The sequence below is a fragment of the Enterococcus sp. AMC2644 genome, from assembly GCF_058216475.1.
Genome location: NZ_CM177095.1, coordinates 445,476 through 467,830, shown reverse-complemented (window position 1 = coordinate 467,830; position 22,355 = coordinate 445,476). Strand labels below are relative to the sequence as shown.

Sequence of the window (22,355 nt, the reverse complement as noted above, 5' to 3'; positions counted from 1 at the left end):
GCTTACTTCTTTTCTTTAACACGATTTTCAGTTAATATGGACAATGAGTATTTCATTGAGGAGGAACAATAATATGAGTTCAGGCTTTTTTCAAGAACTAAAAGATCGTGGTTTAGTTCATCAGGCAACAGACGAAGCAGCATTAGAAAAACAATTAAATGAAGAGTCTGTTAAATTGTATGTTGGGTTTGATCCAACAGCTGATAGTTTACATATCGGCCATTTATTGCCAATTTTAATGTTACGCCGTTTCCAACAAAATGGACATGTGCCGATTGCGTTAGTTGGCGGGGGAACAGGGATGATTGGTGATCCATCATTTAAAGATCAAGAGCGTCAACTAAATACATTGGATACCGTTCAAAACTGGTCACAGAGTATTAAAAATCAATTATCGCGTTTTATTGATTTTGAAAATAAAGAAAATCCAGCAATTATTGCGAATAACTATGATTGGTTAGGCACTATTTCTTTGATTGATTTTCTACGTGATGTGGGAAAAAACTTTACTATTAATTATATGATGAGTAAAGAAAGTGTTAAACGTCGTATCGAAACAGGTATTTCATATACAGAATTTGCTTACCAATTATTACAAGCTTATGATTTCTTAAAACTATACGAAAATCATGGTTGTTTATTACAATTGGGTGGTAGTGACCAATGGGGAAATATCACTTCTGGGATTGAACTTTTGCGTCGTGAGAAAGAAGTACAAGGTTTTGGTTTAACCATGCCATTAATTACTAAAGCCGATGGTACAAAATTTGGTAAAACAGAAGGCAATGCTGTATGGTTAGATCCAGAAAAAACAACACCATATGAGTTTTACCAATTTTGGATTAACACAGACGACCGTGATGCTATTAAATTTTTAAAATACTTCACTTTCTTATCATTGGATGAAATTGCTGTAATTGAAGAAGAATTTAAACAAGCACCAGAAATGCGAGTGGCACAAAAGGCTTTAGCTAAAGAGGTAACAACTTTAGTTCATGGGGAAGCAGCCTATGAACAAGCAGTTCGTATTTCTCAAGCTTTATTCAGTGGAGCTATTAAGGGTTTATCTGGCGACGAAATCAAACAAGGCTTTAAAGGTGTGCCAACGTATGAAGTAAAATCAGAAGATAAGTTAAATCTGGTTGAACTATTAATCATTGCTAAAATTGAACCTTCAAAACGTCAAGCGCGTGAAGATATCCAAAATGGTGCTATCTACATTAATGGTGATCGCGTACAAGATTTAGCATACGAAATTAGTGATACTGATAAAATTGACGAACATTTTACGGTCATTCGTCGTGGGAAGAAAAAATATTTCTTGCTAAAATTCTAAATTAAATAAGAGAGTAAAAGAGATTGTTTTTAGCAGTCTCTTTTTTGTGGGAGGAAAAAAAGTGGTCGCAATTATTGTTCAGGCAGTAGGGTTATTTTTGATGATTTTTTTAGGGTTTTTGTTAAAACGGATTGGCTTATTATCGAAAGCCGATGGCACTACGCTATCCGTTATTATTGTGAATATCACTTTGCCAGCAGTCGTCATTGTTAACTTAGCGCGTTTATCTTTAAAAATTGATTTAGTCGTATTTATTTTGATTGGATTTATATGGTCATTATTCCAAATTGCATTAGCTTGGCTATTTACCCGTAAAGAATCGGCGAAGAAACAACAATTATTTATGTATTGTGCTTCAGGATTTAATATCGGAAACTTTACGTTGCCTTTTGTCCAAGGGTTTTTACCATTGGGTGTTCCTTTTATTTCAATGTTTGATATGGGGAATAGCATTATGTTATGTGGTGGAACAAATATTGTAGTTAATCGTCTAGTAGGAAAGCAAACAACTTTTGAACCGAAAAAAATTGCGTTGCAACTAGTACGTTCTATTCCATTTACTTGTTATATGTTGATGCTGATTTTACGGATTTTTGAAATCAGTTTACCTGACTCATTCTTAACAATGCTACATCCAGTTGCTGCAGCCAATGTCTTTTTATCAATGTTTATGATTGGATTATATCTAGAATTTCGTTTACCAAAAGGTGCAATGAATGAGGTCGTGAAATTATTAATGCTTCGTTATGGATTAGGGTTCGTAGTAATCGCCATCGTTTATTTCTTACCTATCTCACATCTACACAAAGTTATTTTGTCACTACTAGCACTTACGCCTATTCCATTATTTGGCGTAATTAACTCCGTTTTAGCAGGAGTGAAAGAAGAAGTAGTTGGCTTTGCTTCATCGATTAGTTTTTTATTGAGTTTACCGTTAATGACGATTGTCGTTCTCTTATTAGGGGTTAGTGGTTAAGCGCTATTCTTGCAATCTCTAAGCGAGTCCGCAATACTAGAGTATAAGATAATGAAGGAGGCTATTTCATGTTAATTGGCTCACACGTTTCTATGAGTGGGAAAAAAATGTTATTAGGATCAGCAGAAGAAGCTGCCAGCTACAATGCAACAACGTTTATGATTTACACAGGAGCACCACAAAATACACGTCGTAAACCTTTAGAAGAAATGAACATTGAAGCTGGGACAACGTTTATGGCTGAACATGGTTTATCAGATATGGTGGTACATGCACCGTATATTATTAATTTAGGAAATACTATTAAGCCAGAAAATTTTGGCTTTGCCATTGAATTTTTAAGAGAAGAAATCCGTCGTGCTCAAGCATTGGGAGCAACGCAAATCACCATGCACCCTGGAGCTCATGTGGGCGCCGGAGTAGATGCGGGACTTGCGCAAATTATTAAGGGCTTAAATGAAGTTTTGGACAAAGATCAAATTCCGCAAATAGCTCTGGAAACAATGGCAGGTAAAGGGACAGAATTAGGTCGTAGCTTTGAAGAGTTAGCTAGAATTATTGATGGTGTAACTTTAAATGAAAAATTATCAGTCACTTTGGATACTTGTCATATCAATGATGCTGGCTACAATGTCAAAGAAAATTTTGATGGTGTTTTAGAAGAATTCGACAAAATTATTGGTTTAGACCGTTTGAAAGTTATTCATGTCAATGATTCAAAAAATCCTCAAGGCTCACACAAAGACCGCCATGCTAATATTGGCTTTGGTACAATTGGTTTTGACGCTTTAAATTACATCGTCCATCATGAGAAATTAGTAACTTTACCAAAAATTTTAGAAACTCCTTATGTGATGGTTGGTGAAGACAAAAAGAATAAGAAACCACCATATCGTTTTGAAATTGAAATGTTAAAAGCGGGAGTCTTTGATGCACATTTATTAGAAAAAATTGTTGCACAATAGAAAATAAATGACGAAAGAAAAGGAATTAGCCGTAAATTGTAAAACTTCCTTTTCTTTTTTCGTTTTTTCTAGTACAATAATTCATTGAGAATAGGGAAAGGAGAAGATAATTATGAGTACAGGAATTGTTGTTTTAATTGCGATTATCGCTTTACTTGTGGGCGCTGTAGGCGGCTTCTTTTTAGCACGTAAATATATGCAAGATTACTTGAAGAAAAATCCTCCCGTTAATGAGGATATGTTGCGCATGATGATGATGTCAATGGGGCAAAAGCCTTCTGAGAAAAAAATTCGTCAAATGATGCAACAAATGAAAAACCAAAAGTAAACAATGGTTTTTTTAAACGGGCTGATTTATTCAGCTCGTTTTTGTTTTGCTATAAAACAATAGGAGGTTAGGTATGTCAATATTTAAGAAGTTAAGTTGGTTTTTTAAACAAGAGCGCAAAAATTATATTATTGGAGTCACGGCATTAATTCTTGTAGCAATTATGCAACTAGTTCCACCAAAAGTGATTGGAATTATTATTGATGAAATTGCTGAAAAAAACATTCAAATGCCCACTATTTTGTTTTGGATTGTCGTATTATGTGCAGCTGCGTTGGGGCAATATATTTTTCGATATGTTTGGCGAACCCATATTTGGGGAAGTGCGGCTCGCTTAGAAAAAAGTTTACGGCGTCAATTATTTGATCATTTTACTAAAATGGACACTATTTTTTATCAAAAATATCGTACAGGCGATTTGATGGCACATGCGACCAATGATTTGAATGCTATCCAGAACGTTGCTGGTGCCGGTATTTTGACATTTGCAGATTCGTTTATTTCAGGAGGAATGACGATTTTAGCAATGATTCTCTTTATTGATTGGCGTTTAACGCTGATTGCTTTGATTCCTCTGCCATTGTTGGCATTGACTTCACGTATTTTAGGTTCTAAACTCCACGATGCGTTTCGCGATTCTCAAGAAGCGTTTTCCAACATCAATGACAAAGCCCAAGAAAGTATTACTGGTATGAAGGTGATTAAAACGTTTGGGCAAGAAAAAGAAGATTTAGCTGATTTCTCTGAAAAAATCGATCAAGCAATTTTAAAAAATCGACGTGTCAATTTTTTAGATGCTTTATTTGATCCGTTTATTACGATAATTATTGGATTATCATATGTTTTAACGATTATTGTTGGTGGAAATTTTATTATGAGCGGGACAATTACTATTGGCCAATTGGTATCATTTATTAGTTACATTGGAATGTTAATTTGGCCGATGTTTGCAATTGGGCGTTTATTTAATGTCTTGGAGCGCGGCAATGCAAGCTATGATCGGGTATCAGAACTATTGAGAGAGCAAACGCATATCATTGAAGCCCCCAATGCTGTTACAACACCAGCTAAAGGTGAAATAGCTGTTCATATTGAACAATTTTGTTATCCTGAGGACGAAACTGTTGCACTAAATAACATTCAATTCTCATTGAATGAAGGTGAGGTATTAGGGGTTGTTGGAAAAACTGGCTCAGGTAAAACAACTTTATTAAAATTATTAATGCGTGAATACGACAATTATCAAGGAATTATCCAATTTGGCTCCCATAGTATTAAAGAATATTCATTAGATGCTTTGTTACAATCTATTGGTTATGTTCCGCAAGATCATTTTTTATTTTCAATGACTATTCGAGATAATATTCGCTTTGCTGATCCGCATTTTTCACAAGAGAAAATTGAAAAAGCAGCACAGTTAGCGTTTATTGATGAAGATATCAAGGCATTTCCAGAAGGATATGACACAATGGTTGGCGAACGCGGGGTATCGTTATCTGGTGGACAAAAACAACGTATTTCAATTGCACGAGCATTGATTGTTGAACCAGAGTTATTGATTTTAGATGATGCTCTTTCAGCTGTTGATGCTAAAACTGAGGAAGCAATTTTGCATAATTTGAAAGAATTCCGTCAAGATAAAACAACCATTATTGCAGCACATCGTTTAAGTAGCGTGATGCATGCAAAAGAAATCTTAGTCATTGACGAAGGAAAAATTGTTGAACGTGGCACCCACGAAGAATTATTGGACTTCAATGGGTGGTATAGGCGCATGTGGGATAAACAACAATTAGAAGCAAAAATTGAAGGGAGTGATGCTTAATGGAGAAATCTCAATCTGAATGGGCAAAATCAATTCCGCTAAAAGAACAAGCAACGATTATTCGTCGTTTATTAATTTATGCAAAACCATTTAAGCAAACCTTTATTGTGGCCATTGCATTTGCTTTTTTACTTTCCGTAGTCAATATTTTATTACCGAGAGTTCTACAAACATTGATTGATAATCATTTAATGAAACAAACTGCCACGATGCAAATAATTTTATATTTTGCAGCTCTTTATTTATTTGGAACAGTGATGAAGGCCATTATTTGGTTTTTTCAATGGTTTTTATATTCAATGGCGTCACTAAAAACGTATCAATATATTCGTGTGAAACTATTTGAAAAGCTACATACATTAGGCATGCGTTATTTTGATCGGACGCCAGCAGGTTCTATCGTTTCACGAGTAACAAATGACACCGAAACATTATTTGAGTTTTGGTATGTCTTTTTATCTGTATTGACGGGAATTTTTGCCGTTATCTCTTCCTTTGTAGCTATGTTTCAAATTAATGAAAAAATTGCGCTGATTAATTTGCTGTTTCTACCCATATTGGGAACTGTTATTTGGTATTATCAAAAATTTAGCTCGCGTATCTATCGTCAAATGCGTGAAAAGCTGAGTCAGTTAAATACTAAACTCAATGAATCTATTTCCGGCATGCAAATTGTTCAACAATTTCGTCAAGAACAACGTTTAAATCATGAATTTGAAGAAACAAATGACGAATATTTGGAAACGCGTTATGCGATGATTCGTACGAATTCTTTGTTATTAGCCCCTATTATTAATTTATTGTATGCTATTGCAGTGGCCTTATCTTTGACCATCTTTGGCTTCGATGCATTACATTCACCAATTGAAGTTGGGTTAATCTATGCTTTTACCACATATGTACAAGGATTTTTTAATCCAATGACCCAAATGATGGATTTTTTAAGCACTTTTACAGATGGTGTGGTTGCAGGAAGTCGTATTTTAAAAATTATGGATGATGAAGAATACACGCCACAACAACATCCGCAGGCAAATGCAACAATTACTGCTGGAAAAATTGAATTTCGGAATGTAACTTTTTCTTATGATGGCGAGCATAATGTGCTACAAAACATTTCGTTTGTAGCTTATCCAGGAGAAACAGTGGCATTGGTCGGACATACAGGTAGTGGGAAGAGTTCAATTATTAATGTCTTGATGCGTTTTTACGAATTCGGTGAGGGGCAAATTTTAATTGATGATAAAGATATTCGCGACTTTTCATTAGAAGAGTTGCGTCAAAAAATGGGCTTGGTCCTACAAGATGCATTTATGTTCTATGGTGATATTGCAGATAATATTCGATTATTAAATAAAAATATTACTGATGAAGAAATTATAGCTGCTGCGAAGTTTGTCCAAGCTGATAAATTTATTGAGCAATTACCAGGAGACTACCATGCCAAGGTAATTGAACGTGGAGCAAGTTATTCAAGTGGACAACGCCAATTGATTTCCTTTGCTCGTACAATGGTTACACAACCTAAAATTTTAGTGCTAGATGAAGCAACCGCAAATATTGATACTGAAACGGAAGGTTATATTCAAGAAGGCTTGGCAAATATGCGTCAAGGTCGGACGACGATTGCAATTGCTCATCGCTTATCAACGATTCGCGATGCAGATTTAATCCTTGTCCTAGATAAAGGGAAAATCGTTGAACGAGGGAATCATGATGACTTAATTCAACAAAATGGTTTGTATTCTGATATGTATAAATTACAAAGTATGAGTCTATAAAAGGGCGACTAACCATTTTTTTTGGTAATCTAAACGATTGAAAAAGAGCCGTGGATGGTGATTATTTTTTACCAGCTAAACCTAATTATTTCCAATACATTTTTTGTGTTGAAGATAATTAGGTTTTTTTGTATTGGTTACTAAAAAATCCCAATAAACCAACTATGCTGTAGCGACCCCAAAAAGTTAGACCAAAAAATCTAACTTTTGGAGGTCGCTATTTCTATGGCAAAATATAGTTTTGAATTTAAATATAAACTCGTTCAAGAATACCTTGATGGAAAAGGAGGTTATCTATATTTATCAAAAAAATATGACATAACTGATACTTATCAACTACGAAAGTGGGTGAATACGTATAAAGAATTTGGAGAAGAAGGACTTTGTAGAAAACGTCAAAATAAAAAATATTCTGTTCAATTTAAGTTAAATGCGATAGAGTTGTATCAAACGAGTGAAATGTCCTATCGTGAGGTAGCTAATGCTCTAGGCATTAATAATCCTCCACTGATCGCTTCTTGGGTACGTAAGTTTCGTGACAGTGATGTTCAGGGACTTTCAAACCCGAAAGGACGTCCTTCTAATATGGCTAAGAAAAAAGAAAATAGAAAGAATACAACGACAAAAATAACGACTGATGAATCTGAACGCATCAAAGTATTAGAGAAACAAATACGTTCACTACAAATAGAGAATGCCTTTTTAAAAGAATTGAGGAAGCTGCGAAAACAGGAAGCCCAACAAAGACACAAGAATCAATCGCACGAATCATCGACAGCCTCCGAGGATCATTCAAATTAGTTGAGCTTCTTGAAGTCTTGAAATTTCCTAAAGCAACCTATATGTACTGGCAGAAACGTTTTAACCGTGTAAATCCAGATCAAGAAATAGAAAATCAAATGTTGGAGATTCGTAAGGAACATAAGGATTACGGCTGTCTTCGAATGACAAGAGAGCTAAAAAATAGAGGCTTCCACGTTAATAAAAAGAAAGTACAACGTTTGATAAAAAAATTAGGAATCGAAGTAACATCTTACACTAGAAAGTCACGAAAATATAGTTCTTACCGAGGTAAGGTCGGTACAATTGCGAAAAATCGTTTTCATCGACGTTTCTACACTACTATCTGTCATCAAAAAATTACTACTGATACAACAGAGTTTAAGTATTTTGAATCAGATACTAAAGGTGTTATTCGTCAGAAAAAGCTTTATTTAGATCCGTTTATGGATTTATACAACAGTGAAATTTTATCGTACAGAGTTTCAGAAAAGCCTAATGCACTCGCGATTATGGAAGGTTTAGAAGAAGCTATTCAAGTAACTAATGATTGTCCTTTTCGCAGAACTTTTCATTCAGATCAAGGATGGGCCTATCAAATGAAAATATACCGTAATAAGTTAAAGGAACACAAAATCTTTCAAAGTATGTCCCGTAAAGGAAATTGTTTAGATAACTCTCCAATGGAAAATTTTTTTAGTCTTTTAAAACAAGAAATTTTTCACGGTGAGATTTATCGTCGCTTTGATGAACTTAAAATAGCTATTGATCGTTATATTTACTACTACAATAATAAACGAATGAAAAAGAAATTAAACTGGAAAAGCCCTGTTCAATTTCGAAAAGCAGCATAGTTTATCACTTAATTATTCATTTTAGAACAGTAAAAAAGGAGTGGAATTCTCCACTCCTAAAAAGTCTAACTTTTTGGGGTCACAACATGCTTACTGGGATTTTTGTTACCTATTTGAGAAAACTGCAATGTTATTACGAGTTTCTTTGGCTTCGTATAAGGCTGCATCAGCACGTAGAAATAATTCTTGTACATCTATCGAAGCAATAAATTCCGCTAGACCAAAACTCGCATGCATTGTAATTGTACTGTGCTCATCAATTGAAATATCTGTCAGTTTTTTTTGTACTAAATGACAGACTTCAATAGCTTCTTCTATGCTTATATCTTGGAACAATAAGCAAAATTCATCACCACCAAAACGAAAGGCCAGTGAATTGGGATGAATATCTTTTAAAGTATCAGCAAATGCTTTTAAACATAAATCACCTAAATGATGGCCAAATTGATCATTGATCTGTTTGAAATAATCTAAATCAGTCATTGCCATAATATAATGTTTATCACGCTGCCCTTCAGAAATGGTTTTTAATGTAGTATTGAGTGTTAGACGATTGTAAATTCCAGTGAGTTCATCGAAGCGGAGACGATGTTCTAATTCATAGCGTTCGATTTCTAAGTTGATACTGACGGTGTTTTTCTTCTTTAAAAAGTCCATACTAATAATACAGGTAACTGAAAAGAGTAATAAGGTAATAAAAATCAAAAAAATCCCAACTAAACGTAAAGGGTTATCGAAAATTGATTGTTTAAGGGGATCCCAAATGATCATGAATTCTGAAAGTAAAAATAACCCGATGCTCAAAAGACTAATGCTTTTCGTTAAGCGATGGTTTGAGTAAATCGACGTTAACACAATTGAGATTACATAAATCATATAGATTGGACTATAGATATTGTGAACGGTTGTGATAACAAATGCTACAAATGTTGACATAATGGAAATACCATAAATTTTTTGAATAGAAGAAAGGTGCTTGGATTTTATAAAAAAGTAGCCTATAAGCAACAAACCACCATTGATTACAGAAGGCACGATTAAATATTTTAAGAAATACATCGACAGAGTTGTAGTTAATAAGTGTGTTTGAATCACATATAAACCTAAAATGACTTCAATCAGAAATGTGGTTATTGCCAAATAAACAGTTATCTTAAAATGAACAGCTAACCAATCCTTATCAATTTTTGCGTATTCATTTTTAATTTCAACGACTCGAGCATTAGCGAAAGTATGCGCATCTAACATTTGCTTCATCTGTCTAAGCATGTTTTTCTTCCTTTCAAAACAAAGATTATAAAAACAAGTTCGTAAAATTTTATTTTTATAGGAAACCTTGTCTTTTAGAACTTATATTCTAACATGGATGGATCGATTAATAACAAATATAGCATGTCATTTTCTTTAATTTTAACATTTGACTCGAAATCTCTTGTTTTTAGTTTGGCAAAAATGAATCGGTAATTTGTAGTCTGTTTTCTATAGGATGTTCTTGCATAACCGGGGAAGTGCTGGTTCGATTATCAAATTCTTCACCCATGTGAATTAAATGATTAAGATTTTGGTGGTAATTTTTAGAAAAGACCGTTGTGTATAATACATCTAATAAGTAGGAAATTGACATACTTGTCGTAAAGTCACCAATTTTAGAATACAATCGCTCTCGGGTGGTCATTTGAAGATTACAGTCAGATTCCTTGCTAATCGTACTTTCGCCAATGCTAGTAATACTTAAAATATGGGCACCTTGCTCTTTTAAGATCGGTAAAATTTGTTTGATTAATTGATTTTCACCAGTGTAAGAAATTAAAAGTGCACAAGTCGTTTCGTCGGTATTATGGGCTTCATAGGCTTGTTCACCAATAATTTCAGCAATTGTCGTTCGTTTTTTTAATCGGCGCATTTTTAAAGCAAAATCTTGTGCTGTAAAAATATTGGCATTTGACGTAAAAATTTTGATTTCTTTTGCTTGGTACAATAAATTTGTTGCTTTTTTTAAAGTATCATGATGTAAAAGTGACAAGGTATCTTCAATGGTTGTTTGTTCTAATGCTGCCATTTTTTGTGCAATGGTAACGAGGCCATCTGTTTTGACAAAAGGAATATTTGCATCAATTTCTTCAAAATGACTGTGTAAGTAGCGTTGTTCTTCTAAAAAGGCCATTTTTAAATCAGACCAACCATTAAAACCTAATTTTTTAGCAATTCGAATTAATGTGGAAGGATGGACAAATGTTGCGCTAGCAATATCTTTAATCGTGCTATCTTCAATGGCTGTATTTTTTTCGAGTATATAGTCAATGAGCGATTGTTCGGCAGGTGAAAAATTAGTTTCTTGAATTTTTTCGATTAATAACATAGGGACTCCTTTTTTACAAATATATCAAACAAATTGTAAATAAAAAATAGCGTTTTTACAAGTTAAAACTCTTTTTTTGCTATTTTGTAAATATTATTCGCAAAAAAATCGGCTTTTTTTGGTTGGTTTTGTAAAAAGGATTGAAACCGTTCGCAAACATCTTGAATGTTTTATTTACATAATAGATAATCATGTTGTAAATAATAATAAAGGAGCGATTTGACAGATGACTGGAGTTAAAATTGCAACAATTGGTGGCGGAAGTAGTTATACCCCTGAACTGATGGAAGGTTTTATCAAACGTTATGAAGAGTTGCCAATCAGAGAAATTTGGCTAGTAGATATTGAAGCGGGAAAAGAAAAATTAGAAATCGTTGGTGAGATGGCACAACGGATGTGGGATGCTTCGCCGTACGATGTTAAGATACATTTGACCTTAGATCGTGAAGAGGCATTAAAAGATGCTGATTTTGTTACAACTCAATTTCGTGTGGGTTTATTAAATGCTCGTGTCAAAGATGAACGTATTCCCGCTTATTATGGTCTGTTAGGACAAGAAACAAATGGCGCTGGCGGGATGTTTAAAGCATTTCGTACGATTCCCATTATTTTAGGGATTGTGGAAGATATGAAACGTCTTTGTCCTAAGGCTTGGTTGATTAACTTCACAAATCCAGCTGGTATGGTGACAGAAGCAATTGTCCGTTACGGAAAATGGGATCGTGTCGTTGGCTTATGTAATGTACCAGTTGGCGCAATTATGGTTGAACCAGGTTTGTTGGGTAAAAAAGCCGACGAATTGATTTATAAGTTTGCAGGTGTGAACCATTTCCACTGGCATAAAGTGGCAGACTTGGAAGGAAATGATGTTACCTTAGACATTATTGATCAGCTATTTAAGGAAGACAATGGCTTACCGAAAAATATCCATGACATCCCCTTCTATAAAGAACAATTGCATCAAATGAAGATGATTCCTTGTGGCTATCATCGTTATTATTACCGCCAAGAAGAAATGTTAGAACATGCGTTAGAAGAATACAAGACTATTGGTACGCGTGCAGAGCAAGTGAAAAAGACAGAAGCTGAATTATTTGAATTATACAAAGATCCAAACTTATCACACAAACCAGAACAATTAGAACAACGAGGCGGTGCGCATTATTCAGATGCAGCATGTGAAACTATTGCATCAATTTACGCAAATAAAAATACTCAAATTGTTGTTTCTACAAAAAATAATGGCGCAGTACCAGATCTACCAGCAGATTGTGTTGTTGAAGTGATGGCATATTTAGGAGCCGACGGTGCTCGTTCCGTTGCTTTTGGTGAATTGCCAACGGCTGAAAAGGGCTGGTTGCAAGTTATGAAAGCCATGGAATTATTGACAATCGAAGCAGCAGTGACGGGTGATTATGGAACTGCGTTACAAGCATTTACTATCAATCCATTAGTACCATCCGGAGATACTGCACGTAAAGTGATGCATGAATTATTTATTGCACATAAAGCACATCTGCCACAATTTAAAGAAACTATTGAACGCTTAGAAAAAGAAGGCGTTGAAGTTAAAGATGAAATAGCAAAAGACTTAGTATAATAAGAAAGAAGGATAAATAAATGGGATTTCGTAAAGATTTTTTATGGGGTGGCGCAACAGCTGCAAATCAATGTGAGGGTGGTTATAACGAAGGTGGACGAGGTTTAGCTAACGTAGACGTGGTACCGATTGGAGAAGCTCGTTTAGGTGTTATTACTGGTCAAACAAAAATGTTTGACTTTGAAGAAGGCTACCATTATCCCGCAAAAGTTGGGATTGATATGTACAATCGCTATAAAGAAGACATTGCGTTATTCGGCGAAATGGGCTTTAAAACATATCGTTTATCAATTGCATGGACTAGAATTTTTCCAAATGGCGATGAAACAGAACCAAATGAAGAAGGCCTAAAATTCTATGAAGATTTATTTAAAGAATGTCATAAATATGGTATTGAGCCTTTAGTAACTATTACTCATTTTGATTGTCCAATGCACTTAATTGAAGAGTATGGGGGCTGGCGCAATCGTAAAATGGTCGAATTTTATGAAAGATTATGTACAGTTATATTTAACCGTTATAAAGGGCTGGTTAAATATTGGTTGACATTTAACGAAATCAATATGATTTTACATGCACCATTTATGGGCGCAGGTCTTTACTTTGAAGAAGGTGAAAATGAAGAGCAAGTGAAATATCAAGCAGCCCATCATGAATTAGTATCAAGTGCGATTGCTACACGTATTGCACATGAAGTTGATCCTGAAAACCAAGTGGGTTGTATGTTAGCAGCAGGCGGTTATTATCCTTATAGCTGCCGTCCAGAAGATGTCTTTGAATCACGCCAAAAAGACCGCGAAAGTTACTTCTTTATTGATGTACAATCTCGTGGAGAATACCCTGCATATTTCTTGAAAGATTTAGAGCGTAAAGGTATTGAAATTGCGATGGAAGCTAGCGATGCAGACATTTTAAAAGAAAATACGGTTGATTTTATTTCGTTTTCTTACTATTCATCACGTGTAGCAACCACGGATCCAGAATTACTAGACCAAACTGCAGGTAATATTTTTGCATCTGTGAAAAATCCTTATCTAGATGCAAGTGAGTGGGGTTGGCAAATTGATCCACTAGGACTACGTATTATAATGAACGATATTTATGATCGTTATCAAAAGCCACTATTTATCGTAGAGAATGGATTAGGCGCAGTTGATGTACCAAATGAAGATGGTTATGTGGAAGATGATTATCGTATTGATTATCTAGCAAAACATATTCAAGCAATGAAAGATGCCGTTGAATTAGATGGAGTGGACTTATTAGGATATACAACGTGGGGCTGTATTGATTTAGTATCTGCTGGAACAGGTGAAATGAAGAAACGATATGGTTTCATCTATGTTGATTTAGATAATGAAGGTAATGGAACCTTGAATCGTTCTAAGAAAAAGTCATTTGATTGGTACAAACAAGTAATTGCTTCAAATGGTGAAGACTTATCAAATAACTGATATAAAAAGAAATGGTAGTTTTAGAGCGACAGCGACCTTCCAACGTTAGATTTTTGGTCTAATGTTGGAAGGTCGCTTTATTTTTAAGTATCCTTGCTTTTTTATTTATCCAAGTAATTCTTCAATCGCTGGAATCATTTGTTCTGGGGCTGTTTTTGGAGCGAAACGAGTAATCACTTGGCCATTTTGATCAACTAAAAATTTGGTGAAATTCCATTTAATACTTTTCCCTAAGGAACCCGGGGCTTCTTGTGAAAGAAATTGAAATAATGGTGCCGCTTGGCTGCCATTAACCATGACTAATTCATGCATAGGAAACGTAACCCCATAATCTAAACGGCAGGCCTCTTGGGCATCTGTCGCACTGTCTATTTCTTGTTTGAATTGATTCGAAGGAAATCCTAAGACGACAAGTCCTTGTGCTTTGTAGCGTTGATAGAGAGCCTCTAATTCTGTAAACTGAGGAGCAAACCCACATTTCGTGGCAGTGTTGACAATAATCAGGATATTGCCTCGATATTTTTCCAATGAATAAGTAGTACCATCTGCAGTTGTAACTTCAAAATCATAAATGCTCATGAGTATCCTCTCCTTTTTTCTAAGCGTAATCTATTTATAGTTTGAAAGCAAAAAAAAGAACCCAATCACGTAAAAATTTCCTAAATTAGTTTTTAAACTAACTTTTGGAAAGTATACGCAAGGGTTACTTTTTAAACTACAGGTTCTACAGGTTCTTCCTGATGAATAACAGCTTTTGTTTGCCAGACGCCAGAACGCCAACGTCGAATCATTAAAATACTTCGGAGCGCTTCGTCAATCGCGTAGGCAATCCAAACGCCCACTAAGCCCCAATGAGCAACAATTGCTAAGGCATAAGAGAATGGTAAACTAATTGCCCACAAGACAATTAAGCTACAAATAAGTGGGAATTTAACATCACCACTAGCATTTAGGGAACCAACCAAAATCATATTAACTGCACGAGCTGTTTCTAAAATAATTTCTACTAAGAAAACTTCACGAGCAATTGTAATAATTTCATCATTGGTTGTAAAAATATGCATGATAGGTTCAATGAAAACAAAAGTTAATAAACAAATAACCAAAGAGACAATCATACCAATAATGACTGTGCGCATCCCTCTTTTTGATGCGCGATCAAACTGACCAGCACCGACATTTCGTCCAACCATAATCTGATTTCCTTGACTTAAAGAAGCGGCTACCAAATAAACAAATTGAGAAATAGCTGTAATATAAGATTTGGCAATCAAGACACTTGAACCTAATGAAGCAACAATCATTGTTACAACAATTTGGGCACCTTGATAAGAAAGTGTTTCACCTGAAGAGGGTAATCCATAAGCCAAAATTGATTTTAGAATAGGAAAGGAAATCTTTTTCAGACGAATAGAACGAATTGAAAAACCAATATATTTTTTCAATAATATAAAAGCGATGATTAAGCCAATTGTATTACCGAACACGCTTGCAAAACCTAAGCCAGTCACACCAAAGTTGGGTATACCAAAAGGTTGGTACAGAGCAAAGTAGTTACCAACAACTGCTAAGATACTAGCAGCCATAGGAACTAATAGCGCAGGCTTTGTGAAACTATGTGTCCGTAAGACAGCGATAATAACGGCCGTAATAGCCGATATGAATAAACTACCACCATATACTTGTAAATAGCCTTTTCCAATTTCAATTAATTCTGTATCTAAATTCATAAAGCGTAGTAACGTAGGTGAAAATAAAATAAAAATCAAACTGATAAGTAAACCGATAGCCAGCGAACCAAATAATGCGGTATTAATTACTTCTTGTATCTTTTTACGTTTTTTTGCACCAATTAATTGAGCAATAATAATTTGGGTTCCGACAGTAATAAATCCATAAACAAAAACTGCCAAGTATAATAGCTGATTTGCGGCTCCAACAGATGCAACAGCAGGTTCAGAATAATGAGAAATCATCCAGACGTTGATATTACCAATTACAACTCTTAAAAATAATTCAATGAAAATTGGCCAACTTAAAAAGAATAATTCACTATCTGAAGCATTAAAAAATCTTTTTCTTGTCAAAAACATGCGCCTCTCTTATAGTTAATATTTGTGATGTCTTGGAAATTTTACAAGATACGATTTAAAAGTCAATATGTATTTCTTATTTTTTTTAGAAAGCAAAACGTTAGACAGAAAAAAGAGAAGGCAGTAAAGTATGTCTTAGTTGAAAAGTGGAGGGAAATTAAATGTATGATGTAATCGTTATTGGAGCAGGACCTGCAGGGATGACTGCTGCATTATATGCATCCCGTTCAAATTTATCAGTAGTAATGATTGAACGTGGCGCACCTGGTGGACAAATGAATAATACAGCAGAAGTTGAAAACTACCCAGGGTATGAAATGATTTTAGGCCCAGAATTAGCAGAAAAAATGTACGAGGGTGCAATAAAATTCGGTGCTGAAAATGCCTATGGAATTGTACAAGAAATTAAAGATTGCGGGGATTATAAAGAAGTAGTCACTGGCGACAAAACTTTCCAAACAAAAACAGTCATTATTGCGACAGGCTGTGAACATCGTAAACTAGGCGTAGCTGGCGAAGATGAGTTTGCCGGTCGTGGGGTTTCATATTGTGCAGTTTGTGATGGCGCGTTCTTCCGTAATCGTAAGTTACTAGTAATTGGTGGGGGGGACTCGGCAGTAGAAGAAGCGATTTATCTCACACAATTTGCTTCAGAAGTTGTTATTGTTCATCGTCGTGATGAATTACGTGCTCAAAAAATAATTCAAGATCGAGCGTTTGCCAACGAAAAAATTTCATTCTTATGGGATTCAGTTGTAGAAGAAATTGTTGGTAATGATATGGTTGTGACAGGTGCACAAATCAAAAATGTGAAAACAGGCGAAATTCATGAGGAATCTGCAAATGGGGTTTTCATTTATGTTGGTCTGGATCCATTAACAGAAGGATTTAAATCAAGCGGTATTACAAATGAAGAAGGTTGGATTCCAACCGACGAAGATATGCGTACATCAATCCCTGGTGTTTTTGCAGTAGGAGATGTTCGTGAAAAAAACCTACGCCAAATTACGACAGCAGTTGGTGACGGCAGTGTCGCTGGTCAAGAAGTATTTAATTACCTTGAGACTCAAAAAGACGTGAAACAATAGGAAAAAACTGAAAGAGCTCGGAAAGAATACAGGATGTTATCTGAAAAACGCTGAAATGCTTGTTTTTCAAATAACGTCCTACTTTTTTTGGATGAATTGCGCTACAAGGCTTTTAGTCACTTATCAATAATGATATAATCGTTATGAAAAATTAATTTGGAAGAGGTGCTTTGTATGTCTTGGGAAGTAACTTATAAACAATGGAAAAATCAAGAAAATCTTGATGGGAACTTAAAGAAACAGTTACAAGATTTAGAAGGACAAACACAGGAACTAGAAGATGCGTTTTACGCACCTTTAGAATTTGGAACAGCAGGTATGCGTGGTGTACTTGGTCCTGGAATTAATCGTATGAATCTATACACCATTCGTCAAGCAACAGAAGGTTTAGCACGTTTCATGGATAAACAAGATCCAGATACTCGACGTCGTGGCGTAGCAATTGCTTATGATTCAAGACATTTCTCACCAGAATTTGCAATGGAAGCAGCAAAAACATTAGCTAAACATGACATTCCTTCTTATGTATTTGAAAGCCTACGCCCAACTCCAGAATTATCTTTTGCGGTTCGTTACTTGAAAACATTTACAGGAATTATGATTACTGCATCACATAACCCATCAAATTATAATGGTTATAAAGTTTATGGTGAAGATGGGGGACAAATGCCACCGGCAGATGCGAATGCGCTAACAGCTTTTGTACGTGAAATCGAAAACCCATTGGAAGTACCAGTGTTATCAGAAGAAGAAGCAAAACATAGTGGTTTAATTAATATTATTGGCGAAGAGGTTGATAACGCGTATCTGAAAGAAGTTAAGAGTGTAACAATCAACCATGAATTAATTGAAGAAATGGGTGATAACTTAAAATTAGTTTACACACCACTACACGGTACAGGAAAAATGTTAGGTGAAAAGGCTTTGAAACAAGCTGGTTTCAATCAATTTGTTTTAGAACCAGAGCAAGCAGTAGCTGATCCAAACTTCAGTACTGTTAAATCACCAAATCCAGAAGAACATTCTGCATTTGAATATGCGATTCGCTTAGGCGAAAAAGAAGGTGCGGATTTATTAATTGCAACTGACCCTGATGCAGACCGTTTAGGTGCAGCTGTCCGTTTGCCAAATGGTGATTATCAAGTGTTAACAGGAAATCAGATTGGTGCTATTTTAATGCGTTATATTTTAGAAGCACATAAACAAGCAGGTACCCTGCCAGCGAATGCAGCTGTCTTGAAATCAATTGTATCAAGTGAATTACCAACAGCGATTGCTAAAAGTTATGGTGCTACAATGTTTAATGTATTAACTGGATTTAAATTTATTGCTGAAAAAATTCAACAATTTGAAGAAGATCACTCACATATCTTTATGTTTGGTTTTGAAGAAAGTTATGGTTATCTTGTAAAACCATTTGTTCGCGATAAAGATGCTATTCAAGCATTAGTATTATTTGCTGAAGTTGCAGCCTACTATAAAAAAGAAGGCAAAACAGTGTATGATGCTTTACAAGAAATTTTTGAAGAATATGGTTACTATGCAGAAAAAACAATTTCTGTAACCATGAGTGGTCAAGAAGGTGCTGCAAAAATCACAGCTTTAATGAAAACATTCCGTGAAAAAGCTCCTGCAGAATTTGCTGGCGTGAAAGTCACTCAAACAGAAGACTTCAAATTATTAACACGTCAAAAAGCAGATGGTTCAACAGAAGAAATGACAACACCGCCTTCAGATGTATTGAAATATGTCTTAGAAGATGAGAGCTGGATTGCTGTACGTCCATCAGGTACAGAACCAAAAATTAAATTCTATATTGGTGTAAAAGCAGACAGTGATGCGAATGCAACACAAAAAATCGCTGACTTAGAAGCTGCAATCAATGAAATTACTGGCGCTTAGTAGTATAATAAGCAAAAATATTTTTTTGAATTGTTGCATGCACCATGAATCATAAAAAAACTCTGGGACAACAATCATTTGATTATTGTTCCAGAGTTTTTGAAAAGAGGAGAATTAGATGGAGAAAACTACTATTTCTGAAGTTGAACGTGTTAGTCGAATTTTTAAAGTGTTAAGTGATGTCACTCGTTTAAAAATTGTTTTATCTTTAGAAGCTGGTGAACGAAATGTTACATCAATTGCTGAAACGGTTGAGATGGAGCAATCAGCTGTGTCACATCAACTAAAGCTTTTACGAGAAAATAACGTAGTTAAATCTAGACGTGAAGGCAAAACAATTTTATATAGTTTAGATGATCATCACGTATTAGATATTTTAGAACAGACTTTTCGTCATATTCGTCATTTATAAGATCAAGGAACTTTCGTTAATAGAAAGTTCTTTTTTTTTTACATGATATTTGGTATGCTAGTAATTAATTATGAGAAAAAAATGAAAGTGTTTTAATGACGCTTTCAGTTAGGAGTTTTTATGAAGGATCATTTACGTATAGGTATTTTAGGATTAGGCGTTGTCGGAAGCGGTACGGTACAGGTATTATCTGCCCAACGAACGAAAATAAAAGAACAAACCGGGATGAATGTGTCTATCGTCAAAGCTTTGATACGACCAGCAGAAGATAAGAAACAATTTGCCGATGAACATGGTATTGAACTCACTTCAGAACTAGCAGATATCGTGGAGGATTCTACAATTGATGTTGTTATTGAATTAATAGGAAAAGTTCATCCAGCCAAAGAATTTATTGCACAAGCTTTAGAAAATGGGAAACATGTAGTGACAGCAAATAAAGATTTAATTGCGCAACATGGCGTAGAACTAGTTGAAATTGCTAAAAAGCACAAAGTATCACTATTTTATGAAGCAAGTGTTGCGGGTGGAATTCCAATTCTACGTACATTAACAACCAATTATTTAGCAGATGAGATTACTAATATTCGTGGAATTGTTAATGGCACAACGAACTATATGCTAACAAAAATGTTAGAAAATGGAACGTCATACGATGAAGCATTAGCACAAGCACAAGAACTAGGCTTTGCTGAATCAGATCCGACAAATGATGTAGATGGGATTGATGCAGCATATAAAATGGTGATTTTAACTCAATTTGCCTATGGGATGGCTGTGGAATTATCTGATTTAGATATTCAAGGTATCCGTGGTCTATCTGATAAAGATGTCTTACAAGCACAAAAATTTGGGTATGAAATCAAATTAATTGGTGAATCAGTAAAGACTGAGCAAACGATTTCTGTCTCTGTTGGTCCAGTATTAGTTCCGCAAACTCATCCATTGGCATCGATTAAAAATGAATTCAATGGTGTATTTATCAATAGCACAGGAATTGACCAATCAATGTTTTATGGTCCAGGTGCAGGTTCGTTACCAACTGCAACAAGTGTTATTTCAGATGTGGTAGCTATTGCTAAAAATATCAGCTTAGGCATCGATGCACCACAATTTAATGAATATCGTCGATCATTGCAATTAACTGCGCCAGAAGCAAACTATGCAAAATATTATTTAGCCATCACAGCTTCTTCAGACTTCGTAGCGGATGCGCTAACTGAGTTGTTTACAAGTGAAGGTATAAAAATAAGTGAGTTAGCACAAGAAGTGGGAGAAACTAACCGTTTTATGGTAATAACTGAAAGGATGAATCAGTTGCAACTAGCAGCAATTGAAGCAGCGATTGCTAAACATGGAACATTAGAACGAAGAATGAGGGTAATGGAGGCATAAAAATGAAAATTCGAGTTCCAGCTACCAGCGCCAATTTAGGTCCTGGCTTTGATTCATGTGGGATTGCATTATCCATGTACTTATCCGTTGAGGTACTTGGTGATAGTGATCAATGGGAAATTATTCATTCATTAGGTGATAACATTCCATCTGATGAAAAAAATTTATTAATTCAAACAGCTTTGAAGCTTGCGCCTTCATTAGCTCCTAAAAAATTAAAAATGACTTCAACTATTCCTTTAACTCGCGGATTAGGAAGTAGTTCTTCGGTGATTGTAGCAGGAATTGAATTGGCAAATCGTTTGGGGAACTTAAATTTATCAGAAAATAGAAAAGTTGAGCTTGCGACGCAGGTTGAAGGTCATCCAGATAACGTGGCTCCAGCGATTTGTGGGGATTTTGTCGTGGCTTGTCATTTTTCTGAACGCAAAGAAAAAAGTGTCAACTATGTGAAACATTATTTCCCTGAATCAGATATCATTGCGTTTATTCCTAATACGGAATTATTAACAAGCAAAAGTCGGGGTGTTCTTCCAGAAACGTTGCCTTATAAAGAAGCTGTTAAAGCGAGTGCCATCGCAAATGTGATGATTGCGGCCATTTTAAATGGGAATTTACCTTTGGCTGGTGAAATGATGCAAGAGGATCTTTGGCACGAGGTCTATCGAGGTAAATTAGTTCCTCATTTATCGGATATACGCCAAATTTGTAAAGAAGAAGGGGCTTATGGCTGTTTCTTAAGTGGCGCTGGTCCAACTATTTTAATTTTGACATCATCCGATAAAACAGAGCGTATTATGAAGTTATTGAATGCTTTGGATTCACGAGCACAGGTTGAACATTTATCAATTGATCGTGAAGGGGTTCAAGTTTTCTAGAAAAAAATTGACAAAATGTAATTACTCGCTATACTTAAAGTAATTTAAATACAAAAGCTTTGAAAAGAAGAGTACAAATTGAGGAATTTAAAGAGAGCTTCGTTAGGTGAGAAGAAGTAAGAAATCGATTTGGAAGATGGTCTTTGAGCAAATAATTGTGAGAAGCAATTATCGGGTGAGCCCGTTACAGTTCCTCAGTATGTTAGTACTGGTAGAGGTTATTCGCTGTGAAGCAATAGCAAAAAAAAGGTGGTAACACGCAATTAAAACGCGTCCTTTCTGTAATGGGAAGGGTGCGTTTTTTTTTATTATATAAAAAAGGGAGAAAT

Annotated in this window: 19 protein-coding genes and 1 other annotated feature; of the genes, 15 read left to right on the top strand and 4 right to left on the bottom strand. The window is 35.2% G+C overall.

The window, feature by feature from the left end; translation table 11 throughout:
• Positions 1–73 precede the first annotated feature (73 nt).
• From tyrS to AC4BC5_RS02280, 8 genes are all read left to right on the top strand, one after another.
• A complete protein-coding gene (gene tyrS / locus AC4BC5_RS02315) occupies positions 74–1,336 on the top strand; it encodes a tyrosine--tRNA ligase (RefSeq protein WP_490496567.1) in 1,263 nt (420 codons plus the stop codon).
• A gap of 61 nt (positions 1,337–1,397) precedes the next feature.
• Positions 1,398–2,312, top strand: coding sequence for an AEC family transporter (locus tag AC4BC5_RS02310; protein ID WP_490496565.1), 915 nt, complete (start codon positions 1,398–1,400; stop codon positions 2,310–2,312).
• 68 nt (positions 2,313–2,380) lie between these two features.
• Positions 2,381–3,277, top strand: a complete 897-nt coding sequence (locus AC4BC5_RS02305) for a deoxyribonuclease IV (protein WP_490496564.1) — start codon at positions 2,381–2,383, stop codon at positions 3,275–3,277.
• Positions 3,278–3,386: 109 nt separating this feature from the next.
• On the top strand, positions 3,387–3,605 hold the full coding sequence (locus AC4BC5_RS02300) for a YneF family protein (protein WP_207941470.1): 219 nt from the start codon (positions 3,387–3,389) through the stop codon (positions 3,603–3,605).
• A 73-nt stretch (positions 3,606–3,678) separates the two neighbouring features.
• Positions 3,679–5,430, top strand: coding sequence for an ABC transporter ATP-binding protein (locus AC4BC5_RS02295; protein ID WP_490496563.1), 1,752 nt, complete (start codon positions 3,679–3,681; stop codon positions 5,428–5,430).
• On the top strand, positions 5,430–7,211 hold the full coding sequence (locus AC4BC5_RS02290; protein WP_490496562.1) for an ABC transporter ATP-binding protein: 1,782 nt from the start codon (positions 5,430–5,432) through the stop codon (positions 7,209–7,211). Before AC4BC5_RS02295 ends, AC4BC5_RS02290 begins: the two co-directional genes overlap by 1 nt.
• A gap of 225 nt (positions 7,212–7,436) precedes the next feature.
• Positions 7,437–8,012, top strand: coding sequence for a transposase (locus tag AC4BC5_RS02285; protein ID WP_490495746.1), 576 nt, complete (start codon positions 7,437–7,439; stop codon positions 8,010–8,012).
• Positions 7,922–8,845 carry an IS3 family transposase gene (locus AC4BC5_RS02280; protein ID WP_490497486.1) on the top strand — a complete coding sequence of 308 codons (924 nt, stop codon included), beginning with the start codon at positions 7,922–7,924 and terminating at the stop codon, positions 8,843–8,845. Before AC4BC5_RS02285 ends, AC4BC5_RS02280 begins: the two co-directional genes overlap by 91 nt.
• 105 nt (positions 8,846–8,950) lie before the next feature.
• On the opposite strand, the gene AC4BC5_RS02275 is transcribed toward AC4BC5_RS02280, so the two are convergent.
• Together AC4BC5_RS02275 and AC4BC5_RS02270 are read right to left on the bottom strand one after the other, a co-directional pair.
• Positions 8,951–10,114, bottom strand: coding sequence for a GGDEF domain-containing protein (locus tag AC4BC5_RS02275; RefSeq protein WP_490496561.1), 1,164 nt, complete (start codon positions 10,112–10,114; stop codon positions 8,951–8,953).
• A gap of 169 nt (positions 10,115–10,283) precedes the next feature.
• On the bottom strand, positions 10,284–11,204 hold the full coding sequence (locus AC4BC5_RS02270; protein WP_490496560.1) for a MurR/RpiR family transcriptional regulator: 921 nt from the start codon (positions 11,202–11,204) through the stop codon (positions 10,284–10,286).
• A gap of 226 nt (positions 11,205–11,430) precedes the next feature.
• On the opposite strand from AC4BC5_RS02270, the gene AC4BC5_RS02265 reads away from it, so the two are divergent.
• Positions 11,431–12,804, top strand: coding sequence for a 6-phospho-beta-glucosidase (locus AC4BC5_RS02265; RefSeq protein ID WP_490496559.1), 1,374 nt, complete (start codon positions 11,431–11,433; stop codon positions 12,802–12,804).
• A 20-nt stretch (positions 12,805–12,824) separates the two neighbouring features.
• Positions 12,825–14,258, top strand: coding sequence for a 6-phospho-beta-glucosidase (locus AC4BC5_RS02260; RefSeq protein WP_490496558.1), 1,434 nt, complete (start codon positions 12,825–12,827; stop codon positions 14,256–14,258).
• A 105-nt stretch (positions 14,259–14,363) separates the two neighbouring features.
• Here the strand turns inward: AC4BC5_RS02260 and AC4BC5_RS02255 are convergent, their stop codons facing one another.
• Both AC4BC5_RS02255 and AC4BC5_RS02250 read right to left on the bottom strand, forming a co-directional pair.
• Complete coding sequence (locus tag AC4BC5_RS02255; protein WP_490496557.1) at positions 14,364–14,837, bottom strand: glutathione peroxidase; 474 nt, start codon at positions 14,835–14,837, stop codon at positions 14,364–14,366.
• A 131-nt stretch (positions 14,838–14,968) separates the two neighbouring features.
• Complete coding sequence (locus AC4BC5_RS02250; RefSeq protein WP_490496556.1) at positions 14,969–16,351, bottom strand: MATE family efflux transporter; 1,383 nt, start codon at positions 16,349–16,351, stop codon at positions 14,969–14,971.
• A gap of 161 nt (positions 16,352–16,512) precedes the next feature.
• Here AC4BC5_RS02250 and trxB point away from each other — a divergent pair, with 161 nt between their 5' ends.
• The 5 genes from trxB to thrB all read left to right on the top strand — a co-directional run bounded on the left by trxB (position 16,513) and on the right by thrB (position 22,026).
• Complete coding sequence (gene trxB, locus AC4BC5_RS02245; protein WP_490496555.1) at positions 16,513–17,439, top strand: thioredoxin-disulfide reductase; 927 nt, start codon at positions 16,513–16,515, stop codon at positions 17,437–17,439.
• A gap of 174 nt (positions 17,440–17,613) precedes the next feature.
• A complete protein-coding gene (locus AC4BC5_RS02240) occupies positions 17,614–19,341 on the top strand; it encodes a phospho-sugar mutase (RefSeq protein ID WP_490496554.1) in 1,728 nt (575 codons plus the stop codon).
• A gap of 118 nt (positions 19,342–19,459) precedes the next feature.
• Complete coding sequence (locus tag AC4BC5_RS02235) at positions 19,460–19,753, top strand: ArsR/SmtB family transcription factor (protein ID WP_490496553.1); 294 nt, start codon at positions 19,460–19,462, stop codon at positions 19,751–19,753.
• 120 nt (positions 19,754–19,873) lie between these two features.
• On the top strand, positions 19,874–21,148 hold the full coding sequence (locus tag AC4BC5_RS02230) for a homoserine dehydrogenase (RefSeq protein WP_490496552.1): 1,275 nt from the start codon (positions 19,874–19,876) through the stop codon (positions 21,146–21,148).
• 2 nt (positions 21,149–21,150) lie between these two features.
• Positions 21,151–22,026 (top strand): homoserine kinase, encoded by an 876-nt coding sequence (thrB, locus tag AC4BC5_RS02225; RefSeq protein WP_490496551.1) that lies wholly within the window; start codon positions 21,151–21,153, stop codon positions 22,024–22,026.
• 50 nt (positions 22,027–22,076) lie between these two features.
• Positions 22,077–22,307, top strand: a binding site (T-box leader).
• Positions 22,308–22,355: the final 48 nt, after the last annotated feature.